At 46.2% G+C, this 17,579-nt stretch carries 17 protein-coding genes and 2 pseudogenes; 17 read left to right on the top strand and 2 right to left on the bottom strand.

Features of this window, described 5'->3' with window-relative positions; genetic code table 11:
• Nucleotides 1–9: 9 nt before the first annotated feature.
• From QMN93_RS10820 to mobC, 10 genes are all read left to right on the top strand, one after another.
• On the top strand, nt 10–285 hold the full coding sequence (locus QMN93_RS10820) for an EexN family lipoprotein (protein ID WP_032454819.1): 276 nt from the start codon (nt 10–12) through the stop codon (nt 283–285).
• A gap of 71 nt (nt 286–356) precedes the next feature.
• Nucleotides 357–1,388: a type IV secretion system protein gene (locus tag QMN93_RS10815; protein ID WP_061069979.1), complete on the top strand. Its 1,032-nt coding sequence runs from the start codon at nt 357–359 to the stop codon at nt 1,386–1,388.
• Between the two features lie 90 nt (nt 1,389–1,478).
• Entirely contained in the window at nt 1,479–1,619 is a 141-nt protein-coding gene (locus QMN93_RS10810) for a hypothetical protein (protein WP_032454851.1), read from the top strand.
• A complete protein-coding gene (locus QMN93_RS10805) occupies nt 1,612–2,295 on the top strand; it encodes a virB8 family protein (RefSeq protein WP_032454850.1) in 684 nt (227 codons plus the stop codon). Before QMN93_RS10810 ends, QMN93_RS10805 begins: the two co-directional genes overlap by 8 nt.
• Entirely contained in the window at nt 2,292–3,182 is an 891-nt protein-coding gene (gene virB9, locus QMN93_RS10800; protein ID WP_170993359.1) for a P-type conjugative transfer protein VirB9, read from the top strand. Before QMN93_RS10805 ends, virB9 begins: the two co-directional genes overlap by 4 nt.
• Complete coding sequence (gene virB10 / locus QMN93_RS10795; RefSeq protein WP_032454848.1) at nt 3,179–4,486, top strand: VirB10/TraB/TrbI family type IV secretion system protein; 1,308 nt, start codon at nt 3,179–3,181, stop codon at nt 4,484–4,486. Before virB9 ends, virB10 begins: the two co-directional genes overlap by 4 nt.
• The gene (gene virB11, locus QMN93_RS10790; protein ID WP_032454847.1) at nt 4,476–5,495 is read left to right on the top strand and encodes a P-type DNA transfer ATPase VirB11; all 1,020 of its coding nucleotides are present in this window, start codon (nt 4,476–4,478) and stop codon (nt 5,493–5,495) included. Before virB10 ends, virB11 begins: the two co-directional genes overlap by 11 nt.
• Nucleotides 5,496–5,554: 59 nt before the next feature.
• The gene (locus QMN93_RS10785; protein ID WP_080899431.1) at nt 5,555–5,857 is read left to right on the top strand and encodes a TrbM/KikA/MpfK family conjugal transfer protein; all 303 of its coding nucleotides are present in this window, start codon (nt 5,555–5,557) and stop codon (nt 5,855–5,857) included.
• Nucleotides 5,858–6,554: 697 nt separating this feature from the next.
• Nucleotides 6,555–8,414: a type IV secretory system conjugative DNA transfer family protein gene (locus QMN93_RS10780; RefSeq protein ID WP_081178132.1), complete on the top strand. Its 1,860-nt coding sequence runs from the start codon at nt 6,555–6,557 to the stop codon at nt 8,412–8,414.
• 9 nt (nt 8,415–8,423) lie between these two features.
• On the top strand, nt 8,424–9,170 hold the full coding sequence (mobC, locus tag QMN93_RS10775; protein WP_081178134.1) for a MobC family replication-relaxation protein: 747 nt from the start codon (nt 8,424–8,426) through the stop codon (nt 9,168–9,170).
• Between the two features lie 192 nt (nt 9,171–9,362).
• On the opposite strand, the gene QMN93_RS10770 is transcribed toward mobC, so the two are convergent.
• A complete protein-coding gene (locus QMN93_RS10770) occupies nt 9,363–10,310 on the bottom strand; it encodes an ArdC family protein (protein WP_200022174.1) in 948 nt (315 codons plus the stop codon).
• Nucleotides 10,311–11,229: 919 nt separating this feature from the next.
• On the opposite strand from QMN93_RS10770, the gene QMN93_RS10765 reads away from it, so the two are divergent.
• The 7 genes and pseudogenes from QMN93_RS10765 (at nt 11,230) to QMN93_RS10735 (ending at nt 16,530) form a co-directional block, all read left to right on the top strand.
• A complete protein-coding gene (locus QMN93_RS10765) occupies nt 11,230–12,315 on the top strand; it encodes a thymidylate synthase (RefSeq protein ID WP_323619261.1) in 1,086 nt (361 codons plus the stop codon).
• Nucleotides 12,312–12,869, top strand: a complete 558-nt coding sequence (locus QMN93_RS10760; RefSeq protein ID WP_032454842.1) for a hypothetical protein — start codon at nt 12,312–12,314, stop codon at nt 12,867–12,869. Before QMN93_RS10765 ends, QMN93_RS10760 begins: the two co-directional genes overlap by 4 nt.
• Entirely contained in the window at nt 12,859–13,890 is a 1,032-nt protein-coding gene (locus QMN93_RS10755) for a nucleotide kinase domain-containing protein (RefSeq protein WP_032454841.1), read from the top strand. The genes QMN93_RS10760 and QMN93_RS10755 overlap by 11 nt, the downstream gene beginning before the upstream one ends.
• 21 nt (nt 13,891–13,911) lie before the next feature.
• Nucleotides 13,912–14,403, top strand: a complete 492-nt coding sequence (locus QMN93_RS10750) for a TIR domain-containing protein (RefSeq protein WP_022065023.1) — start codon at nt 13,912–13,914, stop codon at nt 14,401–14,403.
• Nucleotides 14,397–15,059, top strand: a complete 663-nt coding sequence (locus QMN93_RS10745) for a hypothetical protein (RefSeq protein WP_071888388.1) — start codon at nt 14,397–14,399, stop codon at nt 15,057–15,059. The genes QMN93_RS10750 and QMN93_RS10745 overlap by 7 nt, the downstream gene beginning before the upstream one ends.
• 426 nt (nt 15,060–15,485) lie before the next feature.
• Nucleotides 15,486–15,629 (top strand): annotated as a pseudogene (locus QMN93_RS10740) (IS30 family transposase); the annotation flags it as partial.
• A gap of 16 nt (nt 15,630–15,645) precedes the next feature.
• Nucleotides 15,646–16,530 carry a restriction endonuclease gene (locus QMN93_RS10735; RefSeq protein WP_022065025.1) on the top strand — a complete coding sequence of 295 codons (885 nt, stop codon included), beginning with the start codon at nt 15,646–15,648 and terminating at the stop codon, nt 16,528–16,530.
• 151 nt (nt 16,531–16,681) lie between these two features.
• Here QMN93_RS10735 and QMN93_RS10730 read toward each other — a convergent pair.
• Nucleotides 16,682–17,485 (bottom strand): annotated as a pseudogene (locus QMN93_RS10730) (hypothetical protein).
• Nucleotides 17,486–17,579 lie beyond the last annotated feature (94 nt).

Raw genomic sequence — 17,579 nt, 5'->3', positions numbered from 1 at the left:
AGGTTATCCATGCTCAGATCCTTATTCACCTTATGCACACTCTCAGGCGTGATATTACTGTCCGGCTGCAAGGAAACCAAATCCGAAGCCTGGTATAAGCAGCATCCTGACGAAACTTATGTGGTTTATACGCAATGCCTGAAGGATGGTGAGGCAAGCGATAACTGCGAATTTGCCCACCGGGCAGCACTTATGTTTGCACAGGAAGGCCAGCCCGGGGTTAAGGAGAAATTCGAGGCGATATTTCAGCAGGAAGCTGAAAAACGAAATGCAGTGACACAGTAATTTCTCCTCCAGCAAAACAGGGAATCCTCCCTGTTTTCTATATCCTTTCTTTATATATCAGGTGAGGCACCATGTCCGGTGGTATTTTTGTTGGTATGGACAAAAACATCATGGATGGACTGAATGCCGTACTGGAAGGTCAGTCTTCCACTTACGGCACGATGATCAGCGTCATCATCGTCAGCTCTTTTACCCTGTTTATACTGTTTCGCGGTTATCAGACGCTGGCTGGCAAACTCCGGACCCCGGTTGAAGATGTCGCCTGGGATGTGGGCCGCATGTTGCTGATCACCACCTTTGCGTTAAACCTTGATGGCTGGCTGGATATGGCGGTAGCGGCTATCCAGGGACTCAAAGACGGTATCAGCGGCGATGATAACGTCTGGGCGCTGCTCGATACCGTCTGGGAAAAGGCACAGGCGCTGGGGCAAAAGTTATTTAATATGGACACCTCAACTTACGTCAAACTGAATGGTGGCCTTGCCGAAGTCCTGGTATGGGGCGGCTCTATTGTCCTGCTGATGGCAGCCACCTTTGTCAATCTGCTCGCCGAAATCACCATCCTGTTAATGACGACCACCGCGCCGCTCTTTATTTTCTGCCTGCTGTACGGTTTTCTTAAGCCGATGTTTGATAACTGGCTGAGAACAATTTTCGCGGCAATATTAACGATCATGTTTTCTGCTTTATCCATCCGTATCGCCATTAATTACCTGCATAAGATACTGGATGCTGCAACAAAAACATCCGCTGAAACCAATATGGTAACACTGGCGGCGCAGTGCCTGCTGGCCGGGATTGCAGCGGGTGTGGTGGTCTGGTTCTCCGCGAAGCTCGCGAGCGCACTCAGCGGGGCCGCCGTACAGGCAGTGCTGCAGGGTGCCGCCATGAGTGGCCTGAGCGGACTGGCGAACAAATCCGCCGACCTCGCCGGGCCGGGGGTAAAGGGCGGAGCCCGCCTGGCTGCGAAAGGCGGCATGGCCGCCGCCGCGGCGGCCGGCAGGCTCGCCGGCGCAGGCGCGGGTAAAACCGTGAGCGCCTGGCAGAAACGCGCCGCCGCCATCGAAAGCATGAAACGCCTGAACCGGCAGCGTTACCGTTAATCCTTCCGACCGTTAATTTCCTTTTCCCCGTCACGCCGTGGCCAGCGCCACCGGTGCGGCATTTCTGCATCCATACGATAAGGGGCTTCCATGAAATTCAGCATCATCCTTCTGATGCTGTGCGCGCTGACGGGCTGCGCACGGCATCAGGGCGACCTTCCGCCGGTATCCGGCGAACCCGAGCCGGTGAATTCCCCCACCATCATTCAGGAGCTGACTCACCATGCCTGATATTCAGAACATTCTTAATGCTTCCCGCTCTTTTGAATCCATCCAGTTGGAAAAGGAAGAGCGTTCCCGAAAAACCGCCTGGCGGGTGGCCGCTACCGGACTGATTCTGGCCGCAATGGCGATTGCGGCCATTATTATTCTGCTGCCACTGAAAACCACCGACACTGAATTATGGTCAGTGGATAAACAGACCGGGCGCTATGAATATATGACCCGCGTGAAGGAACGGGATATTTCGTCTGAAAAGGCACTGGCGCATTCACTGGCAGCACACTATGTCAGACTCCGCGAGGGATATAATTATTTCTCCCTCCAGCGTGATTATGACGACGTGCAGTTATTTAACAGCGACAGCATGAACCGGGACTATCTGGACGGGTTTAACGGCGACCAGGCACCGGACGTGATTTTTAACAAGGCGGAATATGTCGTTTATATCGACATTATTTCCAATGTGCATGCGCCTGCCACCGGGCCGGATAATCTGGCAACACTGCGTATCAAGCGCACAATTCGTCGTATTGCTGATAATTCTATGAAAACGGATGTGTGGAATATCCGTCTCACTTACCGCTACGTCCCGCACCGGCAACTGACCGACAGCCAGCGCGAAGTCAACCCGCTGGGCTTTATCGTCACCAGCTACCAGCGCGATAAAGAGCTGAGGGGGGAATGATGCTGAAACATACCCTGCTCCTCTCTGGCTTACTGGCGTCATGCGTGGCATGGAGCGCAGCGACACCGCGCGGCAGCGCGTATGACAGCCGGATGCAGAACATCACATACAACAGCCAGAACGCCACGGTCGTCAGTACCCGCCCCGGTTACGTCACCATGCTGATGTTTGACGACGATGAAACCGTTATTGATGCGCAGGCGGGTTTTCCCAGAGGCTGGACCGTGACGAAAAGCGATAACCGGGTGGGCGTCAGCCCGAACCCGATTACCCAGCCGGTCACGGATGCCAGCGGCAACAACGTCAACCAGGTGTTTCTGCCGACGGCAAAAGACTGGAAAACCAATCTGTTCGTGGTGACCTCGAAGCGCGATTACAGCCTGGAGCTGAACGTGCTGGACCGCGACTCGCCCGCTCAGGCCTTTGTTATCCGCTACCGCTATCCCGACGAACTGCGAAAAAAGACTGCCGCCGCCAGCGCCGCCCGTCAGCAACATCAGCAGGAAGCACTGGACCGGCAGCGGATAGCGGCGGCATTCGGGCAGGCCACCACGCCGCGCAACTGGCGCTATACAAAACGGGTGGCAGCAGGCTCAGCCTTCATCGCCCCGGACTTTACCTGGGATGACGGTCGTTTCGCGTATATCGGTTTTTCCCCCACGAAGACCCTGCCTTCCGTTTTCCGGGTGGTTAACGGCCAGGAGCAGGCGGTCACGCCCGGAACGGTTAAACGGGGCAGTTACACCGTGGTGGTGGTTCCGGCATCGACGCAGCTGGTTCTGCGTTACGGCACCTCGGTGGTGGGGGTCGAAAACGACGGATCCGGGCGTATCCCGCTGACCAACAGTGACACTGTTTCACCCTCCGTTACGCTGGAGGCAAAATGACCGACAAATCTTTCCCGGACGAACCGAAAAAAACCACCGCAGAACGGGAAGCAGAAGCCCGCGAACGCGCCCGCGCGGCAATGGCATATCAGGAGCCGGAGCAGAAAACGCCGCCCGGCCAGCCGGAAGTGACCCGTTTCCGTAAGACGTCCGGTCACCGTACACTGATAGTCAGCCTGCTGAGTCTGGTCCTGGTCATCGCCCTGGCATCCGGTGGCGATCGTCTTCTCAGCGCCCTGAAAAGGGGGGATGAGAAAGAATCTGACACCGCACCGCCGCCCTCCTCCGGGGCGGTGCAGCAGGAGCGTAAGAATCTGGGCATGGACAGTAACCCGTTTGGCCTGTTCGGGCCAGGGAGGCAGGAAAGCGCAGGCCCTGCCAGTCAGAGCGCCCCGGCCACACCAGCTCTGCCGCCCGGGCCGCCCGCCCTGAACAAGGCGGCAGCACTGGCAAACGGGCTGAACAGCGGCAGCACAGGGTCAGGCGACGATACACGCACGTTCCGAAGCGGATCGCGCAGCAACGCGGGAACGTCGGGCAGCCCGTCTGCCTCCACGGCGTACACATCCTGTCAGTCTGTACTGGTCAGTGGCGAAAATGGACGTCTGCGCTGCCCGGATACGACAGCACCGGGAGACAGCAATAACAATGGCAATCCAGGCGTTGCCCGTGTCACTGGTGTCAGGCGGCTGGGCCTCGATCCTGATCTCTATATCCCCGTGGATCGTTATATTCCGTGTTCGATGATGCGGCGCTTCGTATCCGATGTTGGCGGTCATATCTCCTGCCTGATCGGTGAGAATGTCTGGAGCGCCAGTAACCATGTGAAGCTGATCCCGGCAGGAACGGTCGCCCGTGGCGTCTACCGCACCGGCGCACTGCAACATGGGCGCAGCCGGATGTTTGTGCTGTGGACGGAGCTGCGCACGCCGGAGCCCGGCAGCCTGCAAATCCCGCTCACCGATACGCAGGCCACCGGCCCCCTCGGTGAGGCGGGGATCGCGGGCTGGATCGACAGCCATTTCTGGGAGCGTTTCGGCAACGCCCTGATGCTCAGTACCGTGCAGGACGTGGCGGCAGCGGCATCAGATGCCGCGCCGGGTAAAGACCGCAATACTGACTATACCGAAAACACCCGCGCCGCCACGGCGGAAATGGCGAAAACGACACTGGAAAACAGCATCAGTATCCCGCCCACGATGTACCTGAACCAGGGCGATGTGATCGGCATCATGACCGGCACGGATATTGATTTTTCCTCTGTTTATCAACTACGGCTGAAAAAGAAATGGTATGAGCGCTGAAAACCTGTCACTGGATTTTATGAAAAACCGTCTGTTTGGTGATTTTCTTGCTCAGGATGGCCTGACAGAAATTGCGGTTAACCGACCGGGTGAGCTGCATACAAAAATTCGGGGAAAATGGCAAAAACAGGCATCCCCCATCACGTTGCGTCAGTGTCATGCTTTTGCCAGAGCGCTGGCGTCCTGGCATGACGATAATATTGACGATACATCACCCATCCTTTCTGCAACATTAGGATCCGGCGAACGTGTTCAGGCGATTATTCCCCCGGCCTGCGAACGTAATACGGTGTCCATTACGCTGCGCAAACCCTCGTTTGAGCAGAAAACACATCAGTCATGGATTGATGCGGGATTTTATCAGCGCGTGGCCGGTCAGGAAAAAACGAAAAGCCAGGATAATGCACTGGTCCGGTTATATCACAGCGGGAATATTCCCCGCTTTATGGAAAAGGCGGTGGAATACGGCAAAACGATTTTTATTGTGGGTGAAACCGGCTCCGGCAAAACCACCTATATGAAAACGCTGCTGCATTATATTCCGCTGCATCTCCGGCTGGTAACGATTGAGGATAATCCCGAAATCCGTTTTTATCACCATGCCAATTATGTGCATCTTTTTTACCCGGCGGATGCCGGGGATAACGCCATTATCACCCCTGGCAGACTGATCCGGGCTAATTATCGTATGAACCCTGACCGGATATTACTGGCGGAAATTCGTGGGCAGGAAGCGTGGGACGCGCTGAAAATTGTCGGCTCCGGGCATGAGGGGTTAATCACCTCCCTGCATGCGGGCAGCCCGGAAGAATGCATTGAAGGGATCATTGACCGCTGCTATGAAAACCCTGACTGCCGGAACATTCCTTTTGATGTGTTGTTACGCAAGGTACTTAAAAGCATTGATGTCATCGTCAGTATTGATATACACGGCGATGTTCGCCGGATGCATGATATTTACTTTAAGCCAGTTCATTTAAACAGCATGAAAGAGACATTCAGAAAATAACTCCGGTAAATAACATTATCAAAATACGTAACCTTTCATTAATCATAACGGTAACTGAAATGAAAAAAGCAATATCCTCCGTATTATTGTTCTGCGTTATTGCGTCATGTTCAACAACTGTACTGGCTGCTGATGCCTGCGAAGTGGTGTTATGTATGTACGGTAAAGCAACCGGAAATGGCGGCGGCAGTGAATGTCATTCCGCTGAACGTGCATTCTTTAATATCGTGAAAAAGAATAAACACGGCTTTCTTCCTGACCATACGGCCGATGCCAGACAATTATTTTTAAGTGAATGTGATTTGGCAGACCCGGCGGCCATCGGTCAAATTATCAGTAAATATGGCCGCGTTCGTGGTTAATACTGGCGAGACGGCACAGAGCATGACGGTTTTCAGGTTTTTACGGCTTCTGTTTTTCGCGGATTAAGGAGCGAAGAAACAGGGGCCGTAAAAATGAGGCAGCGGACAGAAATATTTTCGCGGATTAAGGAGCGAAAATATTTCAGGCACCGCGCCTCACCTGCAAACAGCCGCGCCCACGCGGATTTTGCAGGCCGGGGGGAGCCGGATAAATTTCGCCGCCCCAGCGAGCGAAAAGCTGTCGCCCACGACAGCGGTTTACCGGGGGGCACAGCCCCGCACACCGTCGCAGCCAAGTCTCCGGCCAAAAGCCGGTAGCGTGGCGCGACCACCCTCTTTAAAGGTCAGCTTCCGTTTTATTCCCGCAGCGAGGAACGAGCAAAGGGAAGAAAAAGGCGAAAGCGACCGTCTTAAAGGGGGTGGTCGCGCGTAGCGTGCGACGGTGTGCCGCCGTTGACCCTGGGGGTTTTGGCGCGGCGTCCAGCCACGACATTACCCCCATGCGACAGACAATAAGGGCGTCCAGCCCGCATGTACTGGCGCACACCGTTTCGTACCGGGAAGCATGCTTTCCGGCACATGGCCGCACAGCGGCCACCTTCTTTACCCCATACGCTCGCCCCGACTTTTCGCCCGACACCGTGGGGCGAACTGACGGGGCGATGTCATGGGGCGAATCGCTGACGAAGGAGGCTCGATGATTTTAAATAAGCTTGCCGCTTCACTGTCCCCGATAGTGAACGAGATGCTGGTGCTGCTCGCTTTTGTGCAACAGCAACAACTGATGCTGGCGTTATTAGCGGGGCTGACGATGCCGTTTTTTGCATCAATGAAAAGCGATGAACGGCAGAAAGCTCCACTCTGGAAAAAGCTGATTATTGCTTTTTCCCTGCTGTGTTTTCTCTCCGGCACACTGGCTCCGATAGTTATCGGATCCTTTCAGTGGCTGTATAAAATCAGACTCACCAGTGATAACTCAGCACTGGCGTGGTCAGTACGGATTGCTTTCACTGTAACCGGGATTATTTTTCATATTATGCTTCGCCGGGTATTCACGCCGGAACTGGACAAAATAAAGAAACGCCTTGTTAAAAAGACCACCCTTGAACGGGAATTACGTACTGATGTCCGCACCGTAAAATCCCTGCTACCGGAAACACTGCATTATGACCCGCTGCATTATATCGACCTGAGTAAAGGGCTATTTATCGGCATGGACAGGGAGAACGAACCAATGTATCTCCCGCTAAAAGACTGGCAGAAACAGCACGCGGATATTATCGGCACCACCGGAGCCGGTAAAGGGGTTGCCACCGGGATATTGCTTTATCAAAGTATTATTGCTGGTGAAGGTGTGTTTGTTATGGACCCAAAGGATGATGAATGGGCACCGCATCTTTACCGCAAAGCCTGCGAGGATGCAGGCAAACCCTTTGCCTTAATTGACCTGCGAAAACAGCAATACCAGTTAAATCTGATTGAAGATATCACGCCCGATGAACTGGAAGAATTGTTTGTTGCCGGTTTCAGTCTGGCGGAAAAAGGTCAGGAATCTGACTTTTATCGGATCGACGACCGAAAAGCCGCGCGTATCGCCGCACAATTTGTCAGTGATAATCCATCGGCAACAATCCGTGATGTTTATAATGGTGATTACGTTCAGGGAGTTGCCGAAAAAATCAAAGCGTTCTTTGGGAAGGTTGAAGAGCAGGCATTACTCAATGCCATTAACTCACCAGAAGGCTTTTCGCTTAAGCACATATTTGATGAAGGCGGCTGCTGTTATGTTGTCGGCTCCATGCGAAACAGTAAAATTATTACCGCCCAGCGGATGCTGCTGGTTCGCCTTTACCAGTTAGCAGAAAGGCGCAACCGTGTAACAAACGTCCCCCGCCCCATAGCTATTTATCTTTCCGAACTGAAATACCATTTATCCCGGCCAGCGCTGGAAGGTTTAGGTGCGGCGCGTGATAAAGGCGTGCATATTATTATGGACCACCAGTCCATTGCCGATTTAAAAGACTGCCCGGCAGATTTGAAAGGTGACGCCGTTGTCGGTGCGGTCGTTGAAAATGCCAAATTCAAACTGGTTTACCGGGTTATGGACCCGGATACAGCGGAATGGGTGGCGAGAATGTCAGGCACGATTCTGGTGGATGACGAACTCCGCAAGGCCAAGACGGATAATATGCTGACGGAAACCATCGACAGTGAGCGTACAATCCGCCAGGCCGAACGTTTCTTTATTGACAGTAATATGATCCTGAACCTGCCCGATTTTGTCAGCTTTATCTTTACGACAAAAACGCTTCCTTCTGCCTCACTGATTTCACCGATAAAGGTCAGAAAGCGTCAGCTAAAAATCTTTTCAGTTTCCCCTGATATTGCCGCAACGGCAGCCCCGGTGAAGATCATGCTGGATTTTAGCGAGGATGATAAACCAGCCATGCCGGATGTGATGACAACGCACCCGGCTCTTTTCTTCGACGAAATCGAAGTAAAACCGGTAAAGCCGAAACCTGATGATGAAGAACACCTGTCCCCGCTGGATTTTTAAGGAGCGGTTATGCTGATTTCGTCCTTTCATGAGCGCCAGACACGTAACAACGAAAAAATAAAACAACTGCTGAACTTCCTGAAAGAAGAAACCTACAGTGATTTTAAAACGCTGATGCAGTTATTTGGTTTCCGGGATCATAAGTCGCTTTATTCGCTGCTGGCAAAAACGGAGCGAATGGGGTTAATCCAGAAGCATATGCTTGAATCACGGACAATCAGGATTTCATTATGGGGGATCACCAGCGACGGGCTGGCGGTGGTATTAACCCCGAATGATAAAATCTTTCCTGCGCGGTTTGAACCATCAAAAATCACCGGCTGGACGCTGGAGCACCATCTTGATAATCAGGCCGCCAGGCTTATTCTGGAGAAAAAAGGTGCTTCGGGATGGATTAACGGCGACCGGACCACTTTTATCAGCCAGTATCAGGTGAAACATCGCCCGGACGGGTTACTGACACTGCCTGACGGTAACATTATTGCCATTGAAACCGAGCGCCGCCTGAAAACCCGGGCCCGTTATCAGTCGATCATGGCAAGCCACCTGCTGGCACGTACCCGCAAGCAGTGGATTTACGTTTTTTATGTTGTGCCCGATCCACAGAAGAAGCGTGCGCTTGAACTGCTGTTTGACAGCATCAGGCATGTCATCATCAACCATCAGCACGTCCCGCTGGAAGAACGCCACCGTCGGGTGTTTCGCATTTATACCTTTGATGAACTGAAACACCTGTCATTAGGCAGCTATACATAAGCTTTTACTCAGGCCATCGTGATGGCCTCATCGGCCTGGCGGCGATACCGCCAGGCCGGAATTTTTTTATTCCACTGCGAGGCGCAGACTGTTCGGTACTCGCTGTGCTGCGTTCCGCCTCAGTCTGCGCCTTGCAGCGTTGCCGGTAAAAACCATGTAACCGCATTCCCTTGCGGTTGTCTGATTCCGGTCTCAGAGTTTATCCATCAGGTAACGATGTGCTTTAGAGGCGGCGCTGGCCGCTTTGAAAATATAGCGCCTGTCGTTTTTCAGCGCTTTCAGCCAGGAAGCAATATAGCTTTCATGCTGTACCTCTCCATCAATCCCCAGGTCCGCCATCAGAAAAGCACTTCCCAGCTCCGCCACCAGTTCTTCCTCTGCATAATCGGCACTGCCAAACTTCCCTTTCATTTCACGGTTCAGGCGTTTTTTGCCACTACTCCAGTGAACCAGCTCATGCAGGGCGGTAGCGTAGAAGTTAGCCGCATTCGAAAACAGATGGCGCTCCGGTAGCCAGACTTCATCAGTTGAGGGGTTGAAAAAGGCGTTTTGTCCTTTCTCAATGATGTTTGCGCCACTCTTCCGTAACAGATTCTCAGCCTGCGGCAACGGGTCAAAGGTTGCTTCCGGACTGACAGTTTCAGTCGTCAGGGGCAGGCCGTCGATTTGCTGAACGTTAAACACGGTGAAAGTTTTCAGCATCGGGATATGGTCAATTTCTCCGGCGTCGTTTTCCTTCTCCAGCGTGGTGTAGAAAATGGCTGTGGTGCCACGTTCACGCGTGCGAACCTGTCCACCTGCCATCTGCGCCTGTTTATAGGTCAACCAGCGTGAATCACTGAACCCCTGTTTTGATGCACTGCTCCACAGCAACATGATATTCATGCCACTGTAGGCTACGCCGGTGGCGTAATTAGATGGCAATCCAGACATGCCGGATACACGCTGCCACGGGCAGGACCAGGGTTTAACACCGGCTTCCAGCGCTGCAATGATGTTGTCGGTGACGGTCTGATAAATGTCGGTTCTGGTTTTAGAAAATTTCGTTTTTGAGGAGCCTGACGGGTCCAGCGGGGATACGCTGGTCGCCGCTGCGGCGTTAGGGGCTCTTGTCAGGGAGGTATGCAGGGAATTCGTCATGGTTTTTTCTCCGCCAGTGTGTGATTTTCGTCTTCGTATCGCCTGACGGTTCGCTTTCCCGGCATCGTTCTGTCCTGCAAGGGCGCAGAATGCGTGCCATTTACCCTTGCGGGACGGGTTGTGTTGGGAAACGATTAACCGGAAGCGAATACGGGGAACGGAAAGCACACAGGAGAAAAAAATTGCCCCTGCATAGCCGGGCGTAGCACCCCTTACTCCGCAGTGGTGAAAAGCAGATTTGGTGATGTTGAGCCGGAGACTGGCACTGACAGGAACTTCATGTAGGTGTTAGCATGCTTTCCTGCCGGACGAGACGGTTCTGCTAACTGGGGGCGGTTTGTTGTTAAATTGTCTCGTTCCGGCATCAATCACTACCTGTTCTGGGCTGTCTACGTATTGAACGCGGCATAGAGTCTATCTAACACCTCCCGGACCCGGGGTTAGAGATTTCTTGAAACAGGCCACAGCGCCTTAACCGGGGCAGCCGGGCGTAACGAGCGGCCCCAGCTTGCTACGCAGGTGTGACTATGGTTTTGGTAGTAACCAACATTGTCAGTTGTGCTTCTAGTACATATAAGAGGCGATCTTACTAGCTAGCTACTCGCCCCCCCCACTTAAGTAATAAGTCTAAAGTTTCGTAATTATCTGATTGCCAGATTGACCAAACCCATAACATGAGTAACATTTGTAAATATTCATACAAGTGCAGTGCCTAGGCAACTGAGGGCGGTAGCGTGGGTCGAGGTCTCACTTTCTACATTGGAAGCCAATTGGCTATCACGTTCGAGCCTGTTCTTAGCAGCAAGAGATTGATACGTGCTATCCGGTTAGTCCAGACTATGGCTGGACCAAATTCTGGATTAGGTCCAATAAACTATATCAACTAGAAAAATATTTTTAATAGCATGAGGTTTTGTTTATGCACGTCATTTACGGAGAAACTATTAACGATGTAATAATGAAACTCTTGGAAAAAGTGCTTAATGAAGGAGTTCGTGTTTCGACAAGGAATGGGGATGCTATAACTATTTATGATGTTAGTATGATCTTGCGAAACCCTAGATCAAGACATTTAAGTTTAGCGGGTCGAAAAAACAACATATTCTCCACATTTGCTGAAGCTATATGGGTATTTGCAGGCGATAACCGAATTAAACCATATCTAACTTTTTTTTTAGCAAGAGCGCCTAAATACTCAGATGATGGTGTCACTTGGCGAGCAGCTTATGGAGAAAGACTATACGCTCACGGGCAACTTGAAAATGTCGTGCAACAATTCAAAAACGAAGGAATATTTACAAGAAGAGCGGTCATTAGCCTATACATGCCTGACAGAGATACAAGTGAAAGCCTCATAAAATTATACAACATAGAACATAGTGTCGATATACCTTGTAATAACTTAATTCATTTTTTTATCACTCCTGAAAAAAATTTAAATATTAAAATAGTCCAAAGAAGTGGCGATCTAATATTTGGAGTAAGCAATATAAACATTTTCGAGTTTAGTTTACTTCAAGAGATAGTACTTTCAATGTTACAGAGGGAAGTTGATAGCGAGATTAAACTAGGATACTTACATCATTCAGTAACTAATCTTCATATATATGATGATAGAATAGAACAAGCCAATGAAATACACAAAAGAAAAGAAGAACAAATGACAGATTTGATAAACGATGATGAAATATCATTTCCTCCATCACTACCAATTATAAAATCATTATTCTGTGATATAGTCTTATTCCTTGAAAGAATAATAACAGAAAATGCATATAAAATAGACACAATAGAGAAGGAAACTGAAAAACTAAAAAAAATATTTATTGAACATTTTGTAGAAACTGAAAGAAATTTACTCTGGGGATATGCAGAAGCAGCTTTATCATATATTTTTCAGGAAAGGTTTAAACAACCAATAGTGTTAACAGCTAAGTTAAGCGATGATTTCAATCTAAGCGTAACTTCCAATCACTTCAATAATTCTAATAAGGAGCGCCTATGAAAATTGCATTCATGGGAATATCGGGTAGTGGAAAAGATTTCCTTGCTAATTATCTAATATCCAACTATGAATTTGTTAGATTATCATTTAGCGATCAACTCAAAAAATTGGCCAATCATATTTACCCTTGGATGGAAAAGGATTATAGCCCTGAAAAGAAAACGTTATCACTCAATATAACCTTACCTACAGGCGACTTTATCAACCATTCACCAAGAGATATATGGCTGAGCTTAGACAAACTAAGGGAAATTGAAGAAAAAATATTTATTAGAATGCTATCAGAAGAGTTGAAAGTTTTAGAGGAAAATGAAGGGACGAATAAAAACATAATAATTACTGACATAAGATCAAATGAAGAATTCGCATGGTGTAAGAACAATCAATTCACAATAGTTCATATAGAACGGGAAAATAATAATTATAAAAGATACGAAATTGACAAGTATGTAAATGAGAACAAAACAAAATCAGACTATCATTTTAACAATAGTGTGAACGGAATTGATAGTTTTAAAAACTTTTTCGAAAGGGTATTATTTAGTGAACAGTAAAAACGATCAACTTTTTTGTAATGTCAGAGAAATGAAAATTAAAACCGCTAAACCCATCTTAAATGAAGCTGTTATCAGGGAATGGTTTTATCATCAACGAGAGAGAACCTCTATATATTACAAGAAAGAGATACTTAACCTTCCGCCATATTGGACAGAAGACAAGATATTGAGAAACTATAAATTTGTAAATACTAAAAGAACATGGGACAAAGAAACCAAGTGGTTATTAACAAATATAACAAACAATGATAAATTGAGTTATGATAATAAAATACTCAATTCATTTCTATTTAGAGTGGTAAATAAAAGCGATACATTCAATGAAATTGATGCGCCCTTTGATTTCACAAATATGACGATTCGTGATATTAATGAAAAAATCAGGGAGAAGACTCTCAATATATCCATAAAAAAACCAGGCTATGTATTTTTTAGTGCAGCCTATATTTTAGGAGGTCCGAAGTTTAATTTCGGGAAATACTTAGAAAATATAGAGGGCACAACGGAAAATGACATGGTAATTAGAATGATCAAATTTGTTTATTATAACCAAGATAAAATCGTTAATGGTGTAAAATCATCAAGAAATCAGCTTGAAGTTTTTGAACATTTAAAATCATTTTCAGGGATTGGGAATTTTCTAGCATATCAAATTTTCATAGATCTGACATACTTAGCCAGTTTTCCGTTTACAGAGTTGAATTTTGTTATTTCAGGTCCTGGTTGTGAAAGAGGAATTAATTGGATTTTTTCTAATAGAGATGGAATGAATAGCGAAGAGTGTTTGTTCTGGTTCACTATTAACCAAAAAAACATCGCAGAAAAATATAATGAACACTGGAACATGGATGAAATATTCCATTTCCTGCCTAAAGAAGAAAGAGTTTACACATTAATGGATATGGAAAATAGTGGTGCATGCGAGATAGATAAAAGATGCCGAACTAAATTTAACAATAAAAGACCGAAACAAAAGTATCATTATCAAAGTAATAATATAGAATTATTTTATAATTAGAAAATTACAAAGGATTTTAAAATGGTTAAAGAAATTAAGAAAAATGTTTTTGTTAGCCATCATCATAAAGATGACGCTAGTGTTGATGGGATTTCTCGTTTAGCTGCAGCAAAAGGTTATCATTTACGTAATAGTTCTATCAGAATGAAACCTGAAAACCAGCAACGAGTTGAGGAAAAAAAACTTAGTGATAGAACGATTGCACGTTTACTTAGAATGAAAATGAGGTGGGCTAGTCAAGTTATAGTTGTTATCGGGAAAGAAACGCATACCAGACCTTGGGTAAACTGGGAAATTCAAGTAGCTCATCAACTTGGAAAACCAATCATAGGTGTATATGAAAATGGTTTAAAAGGCGATGTAAAACTACCAGAGAATCTCGAAAAGTATGCAACCTCTATAGTGGCCTGGAGAAGTGACGCCATTATCAACGCACTAGAAGGTAAAACTTCATTTGAAAAACCTGATGGTACGGATCGTGATAAAGTTCAAGGTGGGAATGTCGTATGCTAATTGAGCCTAACTCTTACCTTTATGTCTATGCAATAACGAGAGACTTTGGTTTTGCACCCAATCCATTTCATGGAAGTTGTACCTTGGCAACATGCAAACCTGGAATTAGAAAGTCTGCTAAAGTGGGTGATTGGATACTCGGAGTTGGTGGAGCTAATTTAAAATCAGCTAAAAAAAAATGTATCCTATTAATGAAAGTTTCAGAAAAAATTAGTTTCAATGCTTATTGGGAGGATACCAGGTTTTCTATCAAAAAGCCTGCTAGAAATGGTAGTCATGTACAAATTCTGGGCGATAACATCTACCATCAAAATGAAAAAAATGAATGGATACAAGAAGATTCTCATCATAGCAATCCTGATGGTTCATTTAACATGACAAATCTTGAACGAGATACTAGTTCTAATAACGTGTTGATTTCTGATCATTTTTATTATTTCGGTAATAAAGCGATTGAAGTAGACTTAGACTCTCTTGAATATCATAGAATTAGAAACTATAAAAAGATTCCTTTAAATTCTACAATACCAGCCATTAACCTTATAAAAAGAATTGAATTTGATTTTAGAAGTGATAAAAATTCAGTTATATCTGACCCATGCAATTTTTCTGATTTCTATAAACGTGTAGATCAGCGAACTGGAGAACTTTATTGATAGGTGCACATATTTTGTGTTCCATATATTTTTAGTCTATCATTTTTTCAACCATCGCTGTTACTCTCCCGGAGGGAGTCTAGACAAAAACTCATGAAATAGCTTGCTGTTATATTCTTTAGATAGGCGTTAAATAGTACCTCAGACATCATTAAATATTCTAAAAAAAATAAAGCCCAAAGCTTCCACCGTTATGCCCAGTAAAAAGACATTCGATTGAGTGTGGTGTATAATCAGTAAGATAAACGGTTTATTTATGTAAGTGACACCTGCCTGATTTAACAAATTGTTACATATAAAATTTATTAGCTCAAAATTGAACTGACTCTTTTCTCTGGCAGCGTACAATCAAATCTGATCGTCAGTTTTGAGCTGTGAGTTCAACGTATCGATGCAATGCCATCCTTAATCAAGGGGGGTGTTACCATGAAACGAAGAACGTCTATTAACTACAAGCCAGAACAGAAAGCGATTATCTGGGACAGATATAACCATGATGATTCCTTGTATGACATCGCCAGAATATTCGACAGATATCATTCTTCTATCATGCCCACTATGCACCAGACATTAAGAGGAAGTTTAAATGAGCAACCATAAGAAAAATATCGATACAGATTGGTATAATTTCCAAGAAGAGATTTGTGAACATTTTAAAAATTTAGGTGCCAACGCTAAGACGAATGTTACAGTAGAAGGTGTAAGAGGAATTTCGAATATAGATGTGGTAGTGGAATCCAAATATCTTGGGACTGATTTCAAATGGTTCGTAGAGGCTAAGTATTGGAATAGTAATGTCACAAAAGAAATTGTTCATGCTTTTTTTACAGTGCTTCAAAATACCGGTGCCGATAGAGGTTTCATCATTTCAAAAAAAGGTTTTCAATCAGGTGCAATAGAAGCCACGAAGCATACAAATATAAGTTTGTATACACTTGACGAATTTAAGAAAAAAACAAACCATCTTGTGCAATCTAATATATTAAAATCTTTTTTGAATCGTGCTATTTTAACTAGCACTAGATACTGGGGGCATACAAAGAAAACAAGGATAAAATATGAACTTAGATATGAAATGTTTGATGATAGAGAAATCCTTTCATGCGCTGTAATTCTCATTATTGTTACCGACTTAATTATCGATGAAGAGATTACCTATCCATTTGATGTTTCTCACTACACAGGGAAACAAATAGATCCAATTAACAGTTTTCATGAGTTAATGCATTGGTTGAATTTAAGTTTGAATGAGTTAGATCGTAGAATACTAGATGCTGAAATAATGATGAAGGTCAACGGAGATTTCGATCCTATATATGAATATTACACACCTGACATCATTAGAATTTGCACTAAAGAAAGAATTGATAACTTTTTAGATTATAGTTTCTTTCCTGAAAAGGAAAGGAAAATCTTGATTGCACAAAAAAAAATGGCAGAAGACTACAGAAAAAGTCGGAAGATTAATTGAGGGTTTGATATATCCGAACAATAGTGCAAGCCGTTCTGATAGACACGTCCGCTCTCGGCACAGAACTGTCTGTAAGATTAGATTTAGCTCTGCGCCATTAGAGTTCCAAATTAAGTCTAAGCTGATACATAAAATGGACGATAGATTTTTTTCAGCCACGTTTTACTAATCGAAAAAGCCCTCTCAAAATCATAGCGATAGCCTGATCTACATGAGGAGTCTGTGCTAGCACAACATTTTCCAACTCAGTAAGTCCATTGTTCAGATCCTTGTAAGAAAAACCGGCAAATTCTTCCCGCCCTCTCCAGTTGCGTTGCTGCATTCCGTCAGATGCCACAATATTCAGAGACTCCGTGATATCTTTTGCACATCCACCAAAGCCTCCCATAATAAAAAGGGGTTGTTTAGCACGAAGTGATAATACAGCCTCTTCTGCTATACCGGGCATTGCCCCCTTATACTTATCAACCTGCCCGCCAAGAATAATACGGGCATGTGTGTCTTATAACATAACATGTCGCATTGCTGTCAAACCTATTGCCCAATCTTCATCAGAAGGAATAGTTGCTATGTAATGGGCTCGTTCTGCCATTGGTAACGGCTCGCCATCGCGATTGAACAAAACAAGTCTTGCCATTCCTTTCAGGTCCGCACTGAGCCTTTCCAAGTCACTGGCATCTTTTTGCATATGCACCGGCCATGCAAGATAGTTCAATATACTGGAACGTTCATCCCCCTCATCGGCATCTCTTCTATGGCGTGCTACTAACTCAAATAACAGTTCAGTAAAACCATTAGCACGTAGATCTCCGCCATAAACAATCCTGGCTCCCAAGGCTAATAAATGACGCGCAATTTCTGTCATCGCGTCATATAAATGCTGTTTACTTAACCCCAATACAGGCATATCTGGGCTATCTGATGTAGATATTGCAATAATATGCTGACTAAGCATTTCACGATAAGTCATGATGTTCCCTCTGCCAGCCATTCGGTAAAACTTCTAAGCCTGATACCGGGTTTAACTTCTTCAAATAATCGCTCTTCTT

Origin of the sequence: Enterobacter sp. R-1.6.2 (genome assembly GCF_035064085.1) — a bacterium.
GTDB lineage: Bacteria > Pseudomonadota > Gammaproteobacteria > Enterobacterales > Enterobacteriaceae > Enterobacter > Enterobacter asburiae_B.
Note: the sequence above shows the minus strand (reverse complement) of the source record. Positions and strands in the feature narration are given on the sequence as shown.

Bases quoted from the DNA above. Each gene is read 5' to 3' on its own strand.
- QMN93_RS10780 (WP_081178132.1), top strand. From the start codon at position 6,555: ATGATTTTAAATAAGCTTGCCGCTTCACTGTCCCCGATAGTGAACGAG.
- QMN93_RS10820 (WP_032454819.1), top strand. From the start codon at position 10: ATGCTCAGATCCTTATTCACCTTATGCACACTCTCAGGCGTGATATTA.
- QMN93_RS10815 (WP_061069979.1), top strand. From the start codon at position 357: ATGTCCGGTGGTATTTTTGTTGGTATGGACAAAAACATCATGGATGGA.
- QMN93_RS10785 (WP_080899431.1), top strand. From the start codon at position 5,555: ATGAAAAAAGCAATATCCTCCGTATTATTGTTCTGCGTTATTGCGTCA.
- QMN93_RS10765 (WP_323619261.1), top strand. From the start codon at position 11,230: ATGCACGTCATTTACGGAGAAACTATTAACGATGTAATAATGAAACTC.
- QMN93_RS10760 (WP_032454842.1), top strand. From the start codon at position 12,312: ATGAAAATTGCATTCATGGGAATATCGGGTAGTGGAAAAGATTTCCTT.
- QMN93_RS10735 (WP_022065025.1), top strand. From the start codon at position 15,646: ATGAGCAACCATAAGAAAAATATCGATACAGATTGGTATAATTTCCAA.
- virB9 (WP_170993359.1), top strand. From the start codon at position 2,292: ATGATGCTGAAACATACCCTGCTCCTCTCTGGCTTACTGGCGTCATGC.
- mobC (WP_081178134.1), top strand. From the start codon at position 8,424: ATGCTGATTTCGTCCTTTCATGAGCGCCAGACACGTAACAACGAAAAA.
- QMN93_RS10770 (WP_200022174.1), bottom strand. From the start codon at position 10,310: ATGACGAATTCCCTGCATACCTCCCTGACAAGAGCCCCTAACGCCGCA.
- virB11 (WP_032454847.1), top strand. From the start codon at position 4,476: ATGAGCGCTGAAAACCTGTCACTGGATTTTATGAAAAACCGTCTGTTT.
- QMN93_RS10805 (WP_032454850.1), top strand. From the start codon at position 1,612: ATGCCTGATATTCAGAACATTCTTAATGCTTCCCGCTCTTTTGAATCC.
- QMN93_RS10810 (WP_032454851.1), top strand. From the start codon at position 1,479: ATGAAATTCAGCATCATCCTTCTGATGCTGTGCGCGCTGACGGGCTGC.
- virB10 (WP_032454848.1), top strand. From the start codon at position 3,179: ATGACCGACAAATCTTTCCCGGACGAACCGAAAAAAACCACCGCAGAA.
- QMN93_RS10750 (WP_022065023.1), top strand. From the start codon at position 13,912: ATGGTTAAAGAAATTAAGAAAAATGTTTTTGTTAGCCATCATCATAAA.
- QMN93_RS10745 (WP_071888388.1), top strand. From the start codon at position 14,397: ATGCTAATTGAGCCTAACTCTTACCTTTATGTCTATGCAATAACGAGA.